The organism is Sphingobacterium sp. UBA7855 (assembly GCA_002500745.1).
GTDB lineage: Bacteria > Bacteroidota > Bacteroidia > Sphingobacteriales > Sphingobacteriaceae > Sphingobacterium.
Map to the genome: position 1 here is coordinate 33,394 of DLST01000018.1, position 15,819 is coordinate 49,212.

10 protein-coding genes are annotated in these 15,819 nt (G+C 39.1%); 3 read left to right on the top strand and 7 right to left on the bottom strand.

Annotation, left to right across the window (positions count from 1 at the left end; all coding sequences use genetic code 11):
* Positions 1-6: 6 nt before the first annotated feature.
* The 5 genes from B2107_RS16590 to B2107_RS16610 form a co-directional block, all read right to left on the bottom strand.
* On the bottom strand, positions 7-3,045 hold the full coding sequence (locus B2107_RS16590) for a tetratricopeptide repeat protein (protein WP_293956772.1): 3,039 nt from the start codon (positions 3,043-3,045) through the stop codon (positions 7-9).
* Positions 3,046-3,377: 332 nt separating this feature from the next.
* Positions 3,378-4,316 carry an aspartate carbamoyltransferase catalytic subunit gene (locus B2107_RS16595; RefSeq protein ID WP_293956773.1) on the bottom strand — a complete coding sequence of 313 codons (939 nt, stop codon included), beginning with the start codon at positions 4,314-4,316 and terminating at the stop codon, positions 3,378-3,380.
* Between the two features lie 91 nt (positions 4,317-4,407).
* Entirely contained in the window at positions 4,408-4,971 is a 564-nt protein-coding gene (gene pyrR, locus B2107_RS16600) for a bifunctional pyr operon transcriptional regulator/uracil phosphoribosyltransferase PyrR (RefSeq protein ID WP_293956774.1), read from the bottom strand.
* Positions 4,972-5,217: 246 nt separating this feature from the next.
* Positions 5,218-6,615 (bottom strand): APC family permease, encoded by a 1,398-nt coding sequence (locus tag B2107_RS16605; RefSeq protein WP_293956776.1) that lies wholly within the window; start codon positions 6,613-6,615, stop codon positions 5,218-5,220.
* A gap of 310 nt (positions 6,616-6,925) precedes the next feature.
* Positions 6,926-9,937 (bottom strand): protein O-mannosyl-transferase family, encoded by a 3,012-nt coding sequence (locus B2107_RS16610; protein WP_293956777.1) that lies wholly within the window; start codon positions 9,935-9,937, stop codon positions 6,926-6,928.
* A gap of 813 nt (positions 9,938-10,750) precedes the next feature.
* Here B2107_RS16610 and B2107_RS16615 point away from each other — a divergent pair.
* From B2107_RS16615 to pth, 3 genes are all read left to right on the top strand, one after another.
* Positions 10,751-11,707 (top strand): ribose-phosphate pyrophosphokinase, encoded by a 957-nt coding sequence (locus tag B2107_RS16615; RefSeq protein ID WP_293956778.1) that lies wholly within the window; start codon positions 10,751-10,753, stop codon positions 11,705-11,707.
* Between the two features lie 516 nt (positions 11,708-12,223).
* Positions 12,224-12,820 carry a 50S ribosomal protein L25/general stress protein Ctc gene (locus B2107_RS16620; protein ID WP_293956779.1) on the top strand — a complete coding sequence of 199 codons (597 nt, stop codon included), beginning with the start codon at positions 12,224-12,226 and terminating at the stop codon, positions 12,818-12,820.
* 81 nt (positions 12,821-12,901) lie between these two features.
* A complete protein-coding gene (gene pth, locus B2107_RS16625) occupies positions 12,902-13,465 on the top strand; it encodes an aminoacyl-tRNA hydrolase (protein WP_293956780.1) in 564 nt (187 codons plus the stop codon).
* A 114-nt stretch (positions 13,466-13,579) separates the two neighbouring features.
* Here the strand turns inward: pth and B2107_RS16630 are convergent, their stop codons facing one another.
* Positions 13,580-15,385, bottom strand: coding sequence for a M56 family metallopeptidase (locus B2107_RS16630; protein ID WP_293956781.1), 1,806 nt, complete (start codon positions 15,383-15,385; stop codon positions 13,580-13,582).
* A gap of 4 nt (positions 15,386-15,389) precedes the next feature.
* Positions 15,390-15,752: a BlaI/MecI/CopY family transcriptional regulator gene (locus B2107_RS16635; protein ID WP_209580554.1), complete on the bottom strand. Its 363-nt coding sequence runs from the start codon at positions 15,750-15,752 to the stop codon at positions 15,390-15,392.
* Positions 15,753-15,819: the final 67 nt, after the last annotated feature.

A 15,819-nucleotide genomic window follows, 5' to 3' on the forward strand; every position in this document is an offset into this window, starting at 1 on the left:
TATATCCTATTTCTTTTTGTTGTTCAATTTATTTAGACGTTCTTTTGCCGCAGGCAAAATATCGTCTTTCGCGTCATAGTTATCCACAATTGATTCAAGCGTAGCTTTGGCCTGGAAGGTATCACCTTTACCTGCATAAGCATCAGCCATCGTAATAAAGCTTTTCGCAACCCAATATTCGTACGAAGAGAAATTATCAGACAGATCCATTGCCGTTTTAATACAAGCATCATATTGTTTATTTTCCAATTGCAGCAAAGCAACATTGTATTTTGCTTCTGCCCCATAAACCGTACGGCTCTTCAATGCAGCTAAACTAAATTCTTTCATTGCCTCAGCTTTCTTATTTTGCTTTACGTAACATTTACCGGCATATAAGTAGGCGTTTGCGATCTCTTCTTCCGAAGATTTTTCGTAATTTTTAACCGCATTGGTATAATTTAATGCCTCTTTATAATCTCCAATTTGATAATAAGAAACCATCAGGTTGTTGATCGCAAAACCATAGTTGGATTTGTATTCAGAAGTAAGCTCGAGCTTTTTCAATAGCTGCGTAGCCTCATTGTATTTCTTTTGTTTCAAATACAAGTTAGAGACAGAAATCAGCGTGCGCTCTGTATAAGGGGAAGTCCAGTCATTCAAAATAATATTGTAATCATGTAACGCATCCTCTGTATTTCCGAGGGCAGCATTACTTTCGGCACGGATAAACCGTGCATATTTCTCTTGATTTGGTTTTGGAAATTTATCGAAGTACGCATTTACAGCTTCTACAGCACCTTTATAATTTCCTCTAGAAAATAAAGTTGTCGCGGTGGAGAATGAACGGGAATCTTGCTCTGATTTCGAAACATCACCAAGGTTGGTACCTGTTGCATATTTGATATAACCAGTCGCGTCGCCCTTGTCCAAATAGATATTCTCAATGGAGCGCATAGCCTGTCTGGCTTCGTCCGTTGAAGCATACTGATCGACCACACGTTGGAATGTTGCCAGCGCAGCATCATTGTTATCTTGATTATACTGAACCAGACCAATCGTTACCAAAGCACGTGGTACATAACTGCTGCGCGGATATTTTTCCACCATGGTTTGGAGTCCAGCAATGGCCTGATCACTTTCTCCCATTAAGAAACGCGTGTAAGGAATCTCAAAGGCAATATCGTCGGCATAATTAGAGTTCGGAAATTGCGCAATAACAGCATTCAACGTAGCAATTTTACCGTTATTATCACCTTGTAACCCTTGGATAATACCTCTTTGGAACAATGCATAATCCTGGCTAGGTGCTTTAGAAGAGATTAATTTATTGTATTCTGTTAAAGCTCGGCCGTAATTTTTGGAAGAGAAATATGAGTCACCCAAACGTGCGATGGCATCGTTACGTGTATTCATCTCTATTCCTTTTGAGCCACCCGAGGCGAGGAAACGCTCGAAATAATTAGCGGCAGTATTATAATTACCATTACGAAAGGCAGCGTAGGCTAAAGCATAATTGGCATAACCATACACATCGGTTTTACTAGCTCCAGGCAAACGTAAAAATTTATTGAAATTGGTTACGGCTTCACCGTATTTACGAACTTCATACATTGCTTCTGCTTTCCAATACGTTGCTAAAGCATAAATTTCCTCATCATAACGGAACTGTTCAGAACGCATGAATAAGGAGATTGCATTTTCAAAAGCACGTTCGTTATAATATTCCAAACCTCTATAATAGGTTACTTTTTGATAGGCGGCGTTTGCCTCTTTCCCGCGTTTAGGAATAGACTCCAAAATATCTACTGCCTCGCGGTAATTCTTTGTACTCAGCAACACTTCAGCAAGCAGCGTTTTAGCTTCCTCCAAACGTTTCGATTTTGGATATGTTTTCAGATATTCCTGTGTCGAAGCTAATGCGACCTGGTGAAATTCTAATTCATATGAAAGCTTCGCATAGTTAAACAAGCCCTCTTCTTGCATTGCCGGATCAAAATCCAGCTTCGAAGCACGGAAAAATGCGTTACGTGCAGATTGCTTATTGCCTTTCTTCAAAAAGGCATCCCCCAAGGTAATCATCGCAGACTGATAATAAGCATCTGGATCGGTCATCTTTTCCAATTCAGTGATCGCCTTATCATAATCTTTCAATTTATAAGCGATATAACCGATTTGGTAGCTATCCTGATTATTCTGGGTTTTACCTTGATCTTGTGCCTGGAATTTATCGTAATACGCTTTGGATGTTTTTAAGTCGCCTTTGATAAAGTAAGTCGCCGCGACAATACGGAACATCTCTGTTTCATTTTCTTGCTTTGTACGCGACAAAATCGGCAATGCATAATCCAACACATCGTCGTAGCGTTTATCCAAGAAATATAAAGCCGTGATATAATAAGGGTAGCTATTTTCGAACTGCTTAGATCCGTTGAGACGCTCAAATTCATTCAACGCCGTTTTATATTCGGCGTCTAGGTACGAAAGATAAGCGTAATAATAAATAGATGCCTCCTGAAATTCAGTTTTCTGATCTTTTAAGCTTTCGAATAAAGGTTTTGCGGCCTTATAATCTTTTGTCATAAAGGAAGCATAACCATACTTAAAGCGGTACTCTACATTCTCTTTACCCGCAAGATTTTTGCTATCAATCTTGTTAAACCACTCTAGCGCTTTAACGTAGTCTTTTTTAGCATAGTATGATTTACCGATCTGAAAGTAAGCTGCTTTCGCATTTGCACTAACAGGGAAATCTTTAATGTATTTCAAAAAACGATTTTCGGCATCCGACTCCCCTAATTCCAAGGCGCAAACAGCTTGATAATACCGGACATTTTCTTTCAATAAAGAAAGCTCCTCTGTCTCATCCAATTGCAAATTGGATTTTGTCCGCAAAGCTTCAACACGATCAAATTGCACTGAAGCGGCACTAAATTTTCCGCGTTCATACAACTCCATCCCCGTTTTATACGCCTTGTTGATTTGTTGCCATTCTGTCTGTTGCGCTAATGCTGGCGTCGCCATAACGGTTAATGCAACTCCCACCTGGTAAATCTTCTTATACATAATATGTGAAACCTTAATATGTTATTTATCTGCAAATGTAAATGAATCTTCTCCCAAACCCTGATAAAATTGCTCTGAAATGCGAGTATATTGAATGCTCTTTACCTTTTATAGGTGCTTAGGATCGCTTCAAATTTATCGAAATTCAATTCAAATCTCCACTGCTAAAGAGATAGTTTTATTCATTCTACTAAATTATACTTTAATTGAGCTATTTTACACAAAAGTTATTAACATCTGTGAATAATACTGTATTATAACGGAAATTTTGCACAAAAAATATGCCCGACAAAAAATAAAGTCAGGCATAATATTTCTTAAGCCAATACCGTCTATCCGCGTTGTCCTGCCAATAAGTATAAGACAGCCATACGTACAGCAACACCGTTTTCAACCTGATCCAAAATAATGGAGTGTTCACTGTCGGCAACGTCCGATGTGATTTCGACGCCACGGTTGATCGGTCCGGGGTGCATAATCGTGATGGGTTTATCCAAAGAGTCCAAAATCTCTTTATTCAGCCCATAAAGCATGGAGTACTCTCTTAATGATGGGAAATAAGCAATATCTTGGCGTTCCAATTGAATTCTTAACATATTTGCTACGTCACACCAATTCAGCGCCTTTCTCAAATCGTGCTCCACTTTTACACCCAATGAAGTGATATATTTCGGAATTAATGTAGTCGGTCCACAGACCATCACTTCCGCACCCTGCTTTTGAAGACATAAGATATTAGACAGCGCAACCCGTGAGTGGGTGATATCGCCTACTATAGCAACTTTGCGACCAGCCACATCGCCATAACGCTCGCGGATTGAAAAAGAGTCCAGTAAAGCTTGTGTCGGATGTTCATGTGCTCCGTCACCTGCATTGACAATCTGCGCATCCACATGCTTACTTAAAAATACCCCTGCACCAGCATAAGGATGTCGCATCACAATCATATCAACCTTCATCGCGAGAATATTGTTGACGGTGTCTATCAGCGTCTCTCCTTTACTTACGGAGGACGATGATGCTGCAAAATTAACAATATCTGCAGAGAGTCTCTTTTCAGCAAGTTCAAAAGATAGACGTGTGCGCGTAGAGTTTTCAAAAAAAACGTTGGCGATTGTAATATCCCGTAAGGAAGGAACCTTTTTAATCGGTCTGTTTAATACTTCTTTAAAATTACTTGCTGTATCCAGGATCAATTGGATGTCGTTTTCATTTAGATCTTTGATCCCCAATAAATGGCGGGTACTTAGTTGTTCTGCTACAGATGACATTTTAGCGTATTCAAATATTTACTAATCATTTTGTATTGAAAGTACTCGTTCCCAAGGCCAAAATAGACTTTAGAACGTTGAAGCACTTCTATTAATCGCCAGCTGACGTCTTCTTTTCTGTAATCAGGATAATGCTATCCTGATCATCTGACTCTTTCCAGTTAACAATTACTTTTTGCGAATCAATTGAATCGACCTGTATGCCGATATAATCAGGTTGAATAGGAATCTGTCTGGAGAATCTACGATCGACCAAAACAAGCAATTCTATTCGTTTTGCACGGCCAAAGGCCTGTACAGCATCCATTGCGGCACGAATAGTACGTCCTGTCCATAAGACGTCATCTATAAAAATGACCTCCTTACCTTCTACAATAAAATTGATATTTGTGCTATTTGCTAAGAGTGGACCAGCATTTCCTTTTGTGCGGAAGTCATCGCGGTAAAAGGTAATGTCCAAATCGCCAACTAAAATCTCTTTACCGATCATTTGTTTGAGCTCTTTGACAATACGTCTCGCTAAGAAAGTTCCTCGGGGTTGAATACCTATGACGACAGCATTTGAAAAATCACCGTGATTCTCAATCAATTGACGACATAGTCTTTGAATTGTGATTTGAAATTTTGGTCCGTCTAATAAAATCGACTGTTTCATTATGGGAATGTTTGAGCAAAGCTACACTTTTTTTATAGAAATAACGCCATGAGCGGCAATTAATTTCACTATTTGCATCCCATTGGCACATTATTAAAAAGTAATTTAAACAAAGTATACCTTTCTTTCCGTAAAATTTGCAAACCTATTACTTTAGCATATCAATAGATTTTTACGATCATCTATCACATTTATTAGCAACTAATTACAAAAAATGCCATAGCATCAACCTGTCATATATGGAGATTACTCATCACGCTCGACAGGTTTATTATTTCGTGCAAAAAAATACACAGGCACACCGACCAAGACAAGTATAAATCCAGGCCAGGTATATTGCGGTTTATAAATAATCAGTAACACGCAAAAAACCGTACCTATTACAAGATATAAGATTGGTGTAACCGGATATAGGAACGTCCTATAGGAGCGCTCTAAATCGGGCCTTCTAACACGCTGAATAATGACACCGAGTACCGTGATCATATAGAATATCACAATTACAAAGGATATCATATCCAGCAAATTCCCGTACTGGCCGCTTAAACAGAGTAATGAAGCCCAAATTCCCTGTAGCCACAATGATTTTGCCGGCACATCGTACTTGTTGTTGGGAATTGCCTGTTTCAAAAACAAACCATCCTTGGCCATGGTCTGAAAAACACGCGCTCCTGACAATGCAAGTCCGTTGACACAACCAAATGTCGAGATCATAACTAAAATCGCCATCGCTATTGTACCACTATGACCTAATATTTTCTCAGCGGCCGCAATCGCGACCCGATCATTGGCAGCAAAAGCGATCTCCTCTCTACTTAAAGCCGCCAGGTAAATGTAATTACAACTGATATAGAGCAGCATGACCAAGCTTGTACCGATTACCAAGGCGCGTACAACATTACGCTGCGGGTTGACAATTTCGCCGGAAACAAACGTTACATTTTCCCAGGCCACACTGCTGAACACCGAACCGACCATTGCAGCAGCTAATGCTCCCATCAAAGCGCCTCCAGAGATCTGCGACCAGCCTACACCTTTTAAATTCTGGAAAGAATCCCAGCCGTAAGCCATGTTTTCCGAAAAATGATTTTGTTTAATCAAGAACAAACCACCTAAAATCAACAAAATCAAAGCAATGATTTTTGCAGAAGTAAAAAAAGATTGGACAGTTTTTCCACTTTTAATTCCCCGGGTATTAATAAAGGTAAGCAGCATTATCACGCCCATTGCGAGAATCTGGATCCAGGTAATCTTAAATTCCCCACGCTGGAACAGTGGTGGAGCATCATTCAACTGCGGGATAAGATAGGCCGTAAACTTACCAAAAGCCACTGCTACCGCTGCTATCGTCCCTGTTTGAATGACCGTAAATAAACTCCAACCATATAAAAAGCCGATAGGTTTCCCAAATATTGCTGTCAGATAGGTGTATTGCCCACCAGCCTTTGGATACATCGATGATAATTCGCCATAGCAGATTGCAGCAGCGACCGTTGCCAAAGCCGTCAACAACCACACCACTACCAACCAATATCCGGACCCCAGCTGCCGCATCATATCGCTCGATACAATGAAAATACCACTCCCGATCATCGACCCCATGACCAGCATCACTGCATCCCACAATTTTAATTGACGTTTCATATGCTATTTGTTTAGTATGATTTTCATTGGCAAAAGAACACCTTACATCCGGCATTCTAAATCACTTGCTTCATTATTGCGCACTCGACACCTTCTTAGATAACTATAAAGACAATATAAAAGCGCCATTACTAGGCACATCTGTATAATAAGCTTTTCCATAGAAGAATCTCCTCCTCATTCGGGTCGGTTTATAAGCCCTTAAGCTAAGAAAAAATAATCAAAAAAAAAGCTGCCTTTTGCTACAAATTTCTGTTTTGAATATCTGTAGCAAAGGGCAGCCCTTATCTTAAAATGGTATCGCTAACAATTACTCAACACCATACTGTTGTTTATATAATTTCTCCAAATCGGTTACCTGCTGTAGCAACTGTTTTTCCGATGTGGTAGCCAAAATGCTCTTATAGGCACCCAATGCGCGTAAAGCTGTACCAATATTAGAATATTCCAGCTCAGGCTTCGTTTGTGCAATATCCTGATACCAACGCATATTTTGCGTCATAAACTTTAGGTTACGGTTTACGATTTCATTTGCACGCTTCGTTTCACCAGTCTCATACAACACATTGACAATTGGAATATAGCCTAAAATATCACGCATCAAATAAACACGTTTTGGCATTTTCTCAAAGGTTTCAACAGCGACTTTACGCGCCTCATCCTTATGACCTTCCATCATCAACTGTGTCGCTGTACCGCCCATTACCGTATTTGTAATCATGGTAATCATGCGGTAAGATTCAGGATCCAAGTAAGAAGCATGTGCCATATTACCCCATTGGTATTTCGTAGTAATGTCTTTGTAAGCAGACTGTGTATCAACCAATGTACCTTCTGCTCCGGCAGGAGTTGCAATCGGCATCAAGCGCAGCGCGAAGCCCTCTTGCACCAAGTATTTATCCAAACCAAGGTAGTTATCATTTGGAACTGTTGCCGCAAAATAAATCGGACGTTTCCAATCGTTATTTAACAATACGTTTAAGATAGATAATTCAGCTCTAGAGATATAATTTCTATTGTAGGTCCAGCTCATGGTATCGACAATAGATTCTTGCCATGCTTTAGGCACGACATTATTTTTCAGAACAGATTCTTTATTCACCGGAAGACTAAAGTTTTTGGTCGGCAGGAAGTTTTCAAACTTACCACCTCTCAATTCCAATTTGTTCTTCTGGTCGTCAGACAATAAAATCTGCATGATCAAATCCAGATCCACATGTCCTGGAACTTTCATATCCTGATAATAAAGCACTTCGCGAACACCTTTCTTGAATTTTTCATCGTCGATATTGATCGGTAAACCCTCGGCCTGATTCACTTTTTGTTTCATCTGGCGCATATACCAGTCCGAACTCAATAAACTTAAGTTTACGACACGTACATCCGGACGATAATTTTCAACTTCCTGAACATACCACAAAGGATACGTATCGTTGTCACCGTAGGTAAACAAGATTGCATTTGGCGCGCAAGAAGCCAGGTAGTTTTTCGCTAAATCGCGCGCAGTAGTCTTCTCCGAGCGGTCATGATCATCCCAGTTCTGGAAGCCCAACAATACTGGAGCGCCCAATAGGCAGACTACTGTAGCGGCACCAGCGGCAATTTTACCATCCACTTTTTTGCTTAAATAATCCGCGATAGCGAAAACCCCAAGCCCTATCCAAATGGCAAAGGCATAGAATGAACCCGCATACGCATAATCACGCTCACGTGGTTGGAGTGGGCTTTGATTTAGATATAATACAATTGCTAATCCTGTAAAGAAAAACAACAGACCCACAATTCCCGCATCACGTTGTCTCTTTCCAAAATGCCAGAATGCACCGATTAAACCAATGATCAAAGGCAAGAAATAATATTTATTGTTCGAAGGATCAGTTTTCAATGAATCTGGAATGGCATTCTGTCCACCGTTATGCATTTGGTCAATCGGCTTGATGCCCGCCTGCCAATTACCTTCGGTAAATGAGCCCTGACCTTGTTGGTCATTCTGACGACCGGCAAAATTCCACAAGAAATAACGGCCGTACATATGTCCGATCTGATAACTGAAAAAGAACTTGAGGTTATCGGCAAAAGTCGGAGACTGACCTTCCGGAATTTTTAAGTAATCACGATAATATCCATCATGCCCATCTCGATTGCTATAAACACGAGGGAAAAACATCGTTTTATCGTATTTATAGTCCATACCGTTTTCCACCTTCGTATATTTGTCTTTATCTTTTCTGTACGTATACGTAGGCTCGGCATCAACCACTTGTGCATCAAATGTAGGTCCATTCAAAAGTGGTTCACTTGCATATTGCTCACGTCCAAGATAACTCACAAAAGAAAATGCATTATCCGGATCACTGTTATTTAAGGTTGGATTTGCCTTGGCGCGTACCATGATCATGGCAAAAGAGCTATAACCAAAAACAATAAACGCAGTGCTGATCAAAATTAGGTTCAACATGGGTTTAACCTTTTTGATTGAATACCAAATACCATAGACAAATAAAGCGACAGCTAAAATCATGAACAGATTAAATCCTGTCCCAAAGCCCATGCCCAAACTATTCACAAAGAACAGATCAAAATAAGCTGCAACTTTCACCGTATATTGGATAATACCCCATAAAATGAGGGCCAAAACAACGACACCTATTAAGAAAGCTTTTATTGCTCCCGAAGAAGTTACTGTTTTTGAACGCTTAAAATAAATCACTAAAGCAATTGCGGGAATTACCAATAAGTTGAGTAAGTGTACCCCGATAGAAAGACCCATCACATAGGCGATAAAGATCAACCAGCGGTCCGCACCAGCCTCATCGGCATGATTTTCCCATTTTAAAATCCCCCAAAATACTACGGCTGTACATAAAGAAGACATGGCATAAACCTCAGACTCTACGGCAGAAAACCAAAAGGTATCTGTAAAAGCATAGGCCAATGCTCCTACAGCACCCGAACCAAATATCTTAATTAAATCGGTCGACGTAAACGATCCATCAACACCCTTTACAACGATTTTCTTTGCTAAGGCTGTAATTGTCCAAAACAAAAACAAAATGGTCAGACCACTACATACCGCCGATCCGACATTCATCCAGAACGCAATTCGTGTCACATCTCCACCAGCAAGGTTGGAGAATATATTCTGAATCATTAAGAATAAAGGTGCTCCCGGCTGGTGCACAATTTGAAGCTTGAAGGCTGAAGCGATAAACTCACCACAATCCCACCAACTCGTCGATCGTTCGGCAGTCATGACATATGCTACAGTTGCAATTAGCGCACATATCCATCCTAAAAGATTGTTGATTTTAGTATAGTTCATAAAATGATAACTGTAAAAAGTATTATTAATACGGCTCGAAAATAAGGATAAGTTAATAAGAAATGAACTTTATTCTGATTTTTTAACACATATTGACTGAAACAATTTTATTATGTGAACCAATATTGGCTGTAAAGAAAGTGTAAAGAAAGTATATAAAACTGCACGCATATACTTCTATTGACCGACAACAGCACTGAAAAAGGATTGATGTAAAGATTTTTCAGCGTCAAACAAAAATTATTTATTTGAAAATCAGCCGAAATGCGCTTTACAGGATATTTTTATTTGCAGAAATAAGAATAGTCCGTATATTTGCATCATCAAATGTGAACGACATCATCACGATAGCATACACCTTTGAATTGTTTGTCCGATAGTATAAGGGTAGTACGACAGTTTTTGGTTCTGTTTGTCTTGGTTCGAATCCAGGTCGGACAACAAACAATAGAAAAGGCTTGCAAATGCAAGCCTTTTCTGCGTTATATGCAAGGCTTATATTTATAAAAGGGTTCAGATTTTTTTTAAATTGAATTTTGATTTTTAAAACAAATCTCTATCTTTGCGTCGTCAAAAAGAAAAAGACGGAAACGTTGGCTTTTTAGAGACATTGTCCGATAGTATAAGGGTAGTACGACAGTTTTTGGTTCTGTTTGTCTTGGTTCGAATCCAGGTCGGACAACTTTTAAAGTTAAGCATATATGGATTGTGAAAACAATCCATTTTTTTTAACGTTTAACTTTAAAAAATAGTCAGGGAATAAAAATATTGAATAAACGACAATACAACAACCCAACATAAATATACAAAACCATGCCTTTGCAATTCAACACGGTTAAACTATTTGCAGGTTCTGGCACTACAGAACTGGCCGAAAAAATCGCACAATCTTACGGGAAACCACTAGGAGACAAAACATTATCACGTTTTAGCGACGGTGAGATTCAACCATTCTACAATGAATCAGTTCGCGGAAGCGATGTTTTCATTATCCAATCGACCAACCAACCTACCGACAATCTTTTTGAATTATTATTGATGACAGATGCAGCGAAGAGAGCTTCAGCGCATTACATCACAGCGGTAGTCCCTTACTTTGGTTTCGCAAGACAAGATCGAAAAGACAAACCAAGAGTTGCTATCGGCGCAAAAATGATTGCTAATCTGTTGACCGCTGCTGGCATTCACCGCATCATGACGATGGACCTTCACGCAGCTCAAATCCAAGGTTTTTTCGATATTCCTGTTGACCATTTGGATGGCTCTATTATCTTCGTTCCTTATATCAAATCATTAAAACTTCCGAATTTAACAATTGCTTCTCCAGATATGGGCGGCTCATACAGAGCGCGTACTTTTGCTAAATTTTTCAATGCAGAAGTTATTATCTGTGATAAACGCCGTAAGCGTGCGAATGAAATCGAATCGATGTCGATCATTGGTGAGGTTACAGGTCAAGACGTTGTTTTGATCGATGATATCTGTGATACGGCCGGTACGCTTTCAAAAGCAGCGGCATTGATTATGGAAAACGGCGCAAAATCTGTCAGAGCAGTTTGTACGCATGCTGTGCTATCAGGAAAAGCTTATGAAACCATTGAAAATTCTGTATTGTCAGAAATGATCGTGACGGATACGATTCAATTGGATCCAGAAAAAGCAAAACAATCGACCAAAATCAAAGTGTTATCCACAGCAGACTTATTTGCGAAAGCCATAAAAAGCGTCAATCAACACTCTTCTATTTCTGACTTATTTGAAGTAGAATAAGCGTTGCGATTAGCTATTAAATATTGGACTCTGGTACGTGAAGCATTTAGCGAAACGACCAGGGTCTTTTTTTTGTATGGCTCCCCACCCTTTTCTAAAAGCAACAACTATTTAAAAATACTATTTCGCATGGTTCTTCTTTTTTTAGCCCTAGGCGAATAGCTTTTTAGTTTGTGAATAAGTGAACAATACTTGATTTATATCAATTCCCACATTACCAAGGAGACAACAGGGGGTTAGCAAGGGGTTAACAGGGGGTTAGCAGGGGTAAAACCCCTGTTAATCCCCTGTTATTTCCGTACTAAAAGAGTCATATTTCGGTTTTAATATAGGAAATGGTATCAATTTGGTCTTACATTGAGCTAATCAGTAAATTAGAATAGGTATAATCATGAGAATGGAAAAGTTCATAATCTTGAATAAATGCCTGTTTTCGAAAGAATAGCAGCATCATTTTTTTTGATAATATCAGAAATTAGATTATCTTTGCACCTCAAATTTATAAAAAAATTAAAGATGAAATCAATTGCTATTAGCGGTTCTGTAAGACAGAACGTAGGGAAAAGAGATGCAAAAGAATTGCGTTACCAAGGCTTAGTACCAGCAGTACTTTACGGTGGTACAGAGCAAACAGCTCTTTCTGTATCCGCAGCTGATTTGAAACCAGTTCTTTACACTGCTGACGTAATCATTGTTGAATTAAACATTGACGGTCAAACTAAAAGAGCTATTGTTCAAGACGCACAATTCCACCCACTAACTGACTTAGTTACTCACGTTGACTTTTTAGAGTTATTTGATGATAAAGAAGTATCATTGAATATCCCTATCAAATTGACAGGAACTTCTCCAGGTGTTAAAATGGGGGGTAAATTAGTTCAAAAATTACGTAATTTACGCGTAAAAGCTTTACCTGCAAACTTACCGCAAGAAATTGAAGTACCAATGGAATCTTTAGAGGTTGGTAAATCAGTTCGTGTGGGTCAAATTCAATTGGAAAACGCAAAAGTATTGAACAATGCTGATGATACAATCGTATCAGTAATCATGTCTCGTGCATTGCGTCAAGCTGAACAAGAAGCTGCTAAAGCAACTAAAGGTGGTAAAAAATAATCTGAACAAGATTTTAAGATACTGCAGAAAGCACCGGAATTCGGTGCTTTTTTTGTTTACTAAAATTTTTATTTTTGCATCATGAATTATCTTATCGTTGGATTAGGCAATATTGGCAGTGAATATGCCGACACAAGGCATAATATCGGTTTTATGGTTGCCGATGAGCTTGTTAAACAGGCCAGTGCTAGCTTCTCCTTGCTAAAATTAGCCTATTATAGTGAATTTAAGCAAAGAGGGCATAATATCACCGTCATTAAACCTACGACTTACATGAACTTAAGTGGAAAGGCTGTTAATTATTATATGCAACAATGTAAAGTCCCAATTCAGCATGTATTGGTAATTGTAGATGATTTGGCGATCCCTTTCGGCTCACTACGCATGAAGCCTAAGGGAAGTAGCGCTGGTCATAACGGACTCAAATCCATTGAACAGCTTTGCGGTGGACAAGCATATCCCCGTTTACGTTTTGGCATTGGAGACAACTACCCAAAAGGCAGACAGGTCGATTATGTACTTGGCCCTTTTGACAAAGATGAACAAGCAGAATTACCGGCTTTAATAGACCATTCCGTCAAAATGATCCAGAGTTTTGTTAATATCGGCATCGAGCTAACCATGACAAATCTGAATACGAAATAAAAAAAGCCGACTAGATCGGCTTTTTTTATGTAACTCTTACGCGCTTCTTGTGTATAGACCTTATATTAGGCGTCGGCGTTGTGTCACTATTGTACACACCCCGATTTGAATGGATTATTCCCCCTTTTCTTTTTTCACCGCTTCACCTTTTTCTTTATCCAACTCGATCCTAATTACTTTCTTTACTTTTCCTGACAAACGATCCTCAACATCAGAAGATAATGCTTCAGGATGCTCCTTCACATAAGCCTTAGTGGTCACAATGACAACGCCATTCTCTGCCTGATCGCCATATCGTGCAGTAGCAGGATTATTTTTCAAAACCGATATGTTATCTATTGTATTCGGGTCTAACCCACTTAACTGGGCGTTTTCGACAATTTTCCCGTCGATCACAAACAGAGGGTTCCCATTAGACCCGGGAACTGCACCAATTCTTACTCTCATTGGTCCGCCAGATGTAATAACTTCTTTCGAACTCCCGCTAGCTGCTCCCCCTTTTATATTATGCTCCAATTCAGGTGCTTTAACATCTTTTATTTTATAGCTATATTCCGCCTGCATTATTTCAGGATTATTCCGTATCTCCTTTAACGTAGATAGTATAGGAACCAGACTTAAAGTTTCTTTGTTACGCTTGTTAAAATTGAGCAACGGATTTTTAATATCAAGCAAACCGTTCCCATTAAGCTTTACCAGGATAACACCATTCTTCCCTTTTTCACCATATATTGCCTTACCATTATCCTTTATTATACTGATCGATTCGATTTCCGACGACGGAATCGCCGACATCATGTTTGAATTAACCTCTTTTCCTTCCACAATATAGAGAGGCTCCTTTGCAGAATTCATATTTGTCCGAAAATGAATCGTATCCATTACACCTTTTGGCTTCAAGGTATCTTTTGTCATTTGCCTAGTAAGCAAATCTTCCGCTAAAGGCTTACTTACCTTGCTACTTATCGTTGCAGGCAAAGCAACATCAACTTGTAAGTCCTGGCCCAGCTGGATAACCCTTGTTTTATTTACCTGCTCAACGACCCCTTCTATACTTTCCTCGGCTTTACTTACTGTAAATGCTGCTCCCGTCAATAAAAATACCGGTAAAAGAAAGGCATATTTACTCAGCGCTATTTTCGATGATCGTTTCTTGTTCATCATCAAAATACGCCGTTTTAAAAGTTTAAAATTAAACTGATTGCTCAATCCCACCGAGCCCCCCTTTTTAGACACGTTCAATAAGCTGTACTGGTAGGCTTGCTTGTCCACTCCTTTATCTAAGACTTGTTGATCAGTCAAGAACTCCAAATTTTGACGAATAACCCTACGCATCAACCAAACGAAGGGATTGTACCAACAGCATACCAATATCATTTCAAACAATAAAATGTCCACACTGTGAAGACCTTTCACATGAATATCCTCATGCTTAAAAATATCTTTCAGTTCAGCATCCTGATGCTGTCCCTTATTGACATATATTTTATTCAAAAATGAAAATGGAACAACCGGAATAAGCACATTCCGGAATAAATACGTCCGCCATTGATCGGACTTAGAATTCAGATGAATCCGCAATAAACTCAATAATTGAAATACAAACTTCGCTAACAGCACCATTGCACCAACCATAAATACAATTTCCACCAACCTTCCCAAGGTCAGTTGTTGCTGCACTTCAGGCTTAGTAATATAAAGCGAAATCTGCTCGCCTACCAACCCCATATTCAACCCGCGCTGTACGAACAAAGACTTTAAATCAAGAAACGGATATACAAAAGCAAACAGCCCTCCGGCCAAAAAGTAAACGCGATTTAGCACATAGAATGTCAGCCCTTTCAATAATCCAATATATCCTAAATAAATAATACCCAACAACAGGTTGACTTGTATAATATAGGTGAGTAAGCTTTCCATGCTATCAAGATTTATTATGCTTAATCATGTCCATAATTTCCTTTAATTCATCAGCTGTTAATTTCTCTTCCTGCACAAAGAAAGATACCATCTCCTTATAGGAATTTTTAAAATAATCACCGACAAAGGAATTCATAAATTTCGCTTTATAATCTTCCTCACTCACCATTGGTTCATAGCGCTTGGCGTTGGCATAACGAACTGCTTTCACGAAATCTTTACGTTCCAGATTCTTTACTGTTGAAGCTAAGGTGGTGTAAGGCATCTTTTCACCTTTGATATTATCTAAGATCTCCTTTATAAATCCACCATTGAGACTCCAAATCGACTGCATTGCCTGTTCTTCCTGTGCTGTTAATTTTTCCATGCCTGTATCTACTTTATCTAATCTTTTACTAATCTACGAATAATTCGTACATACCAAAAATATTTTT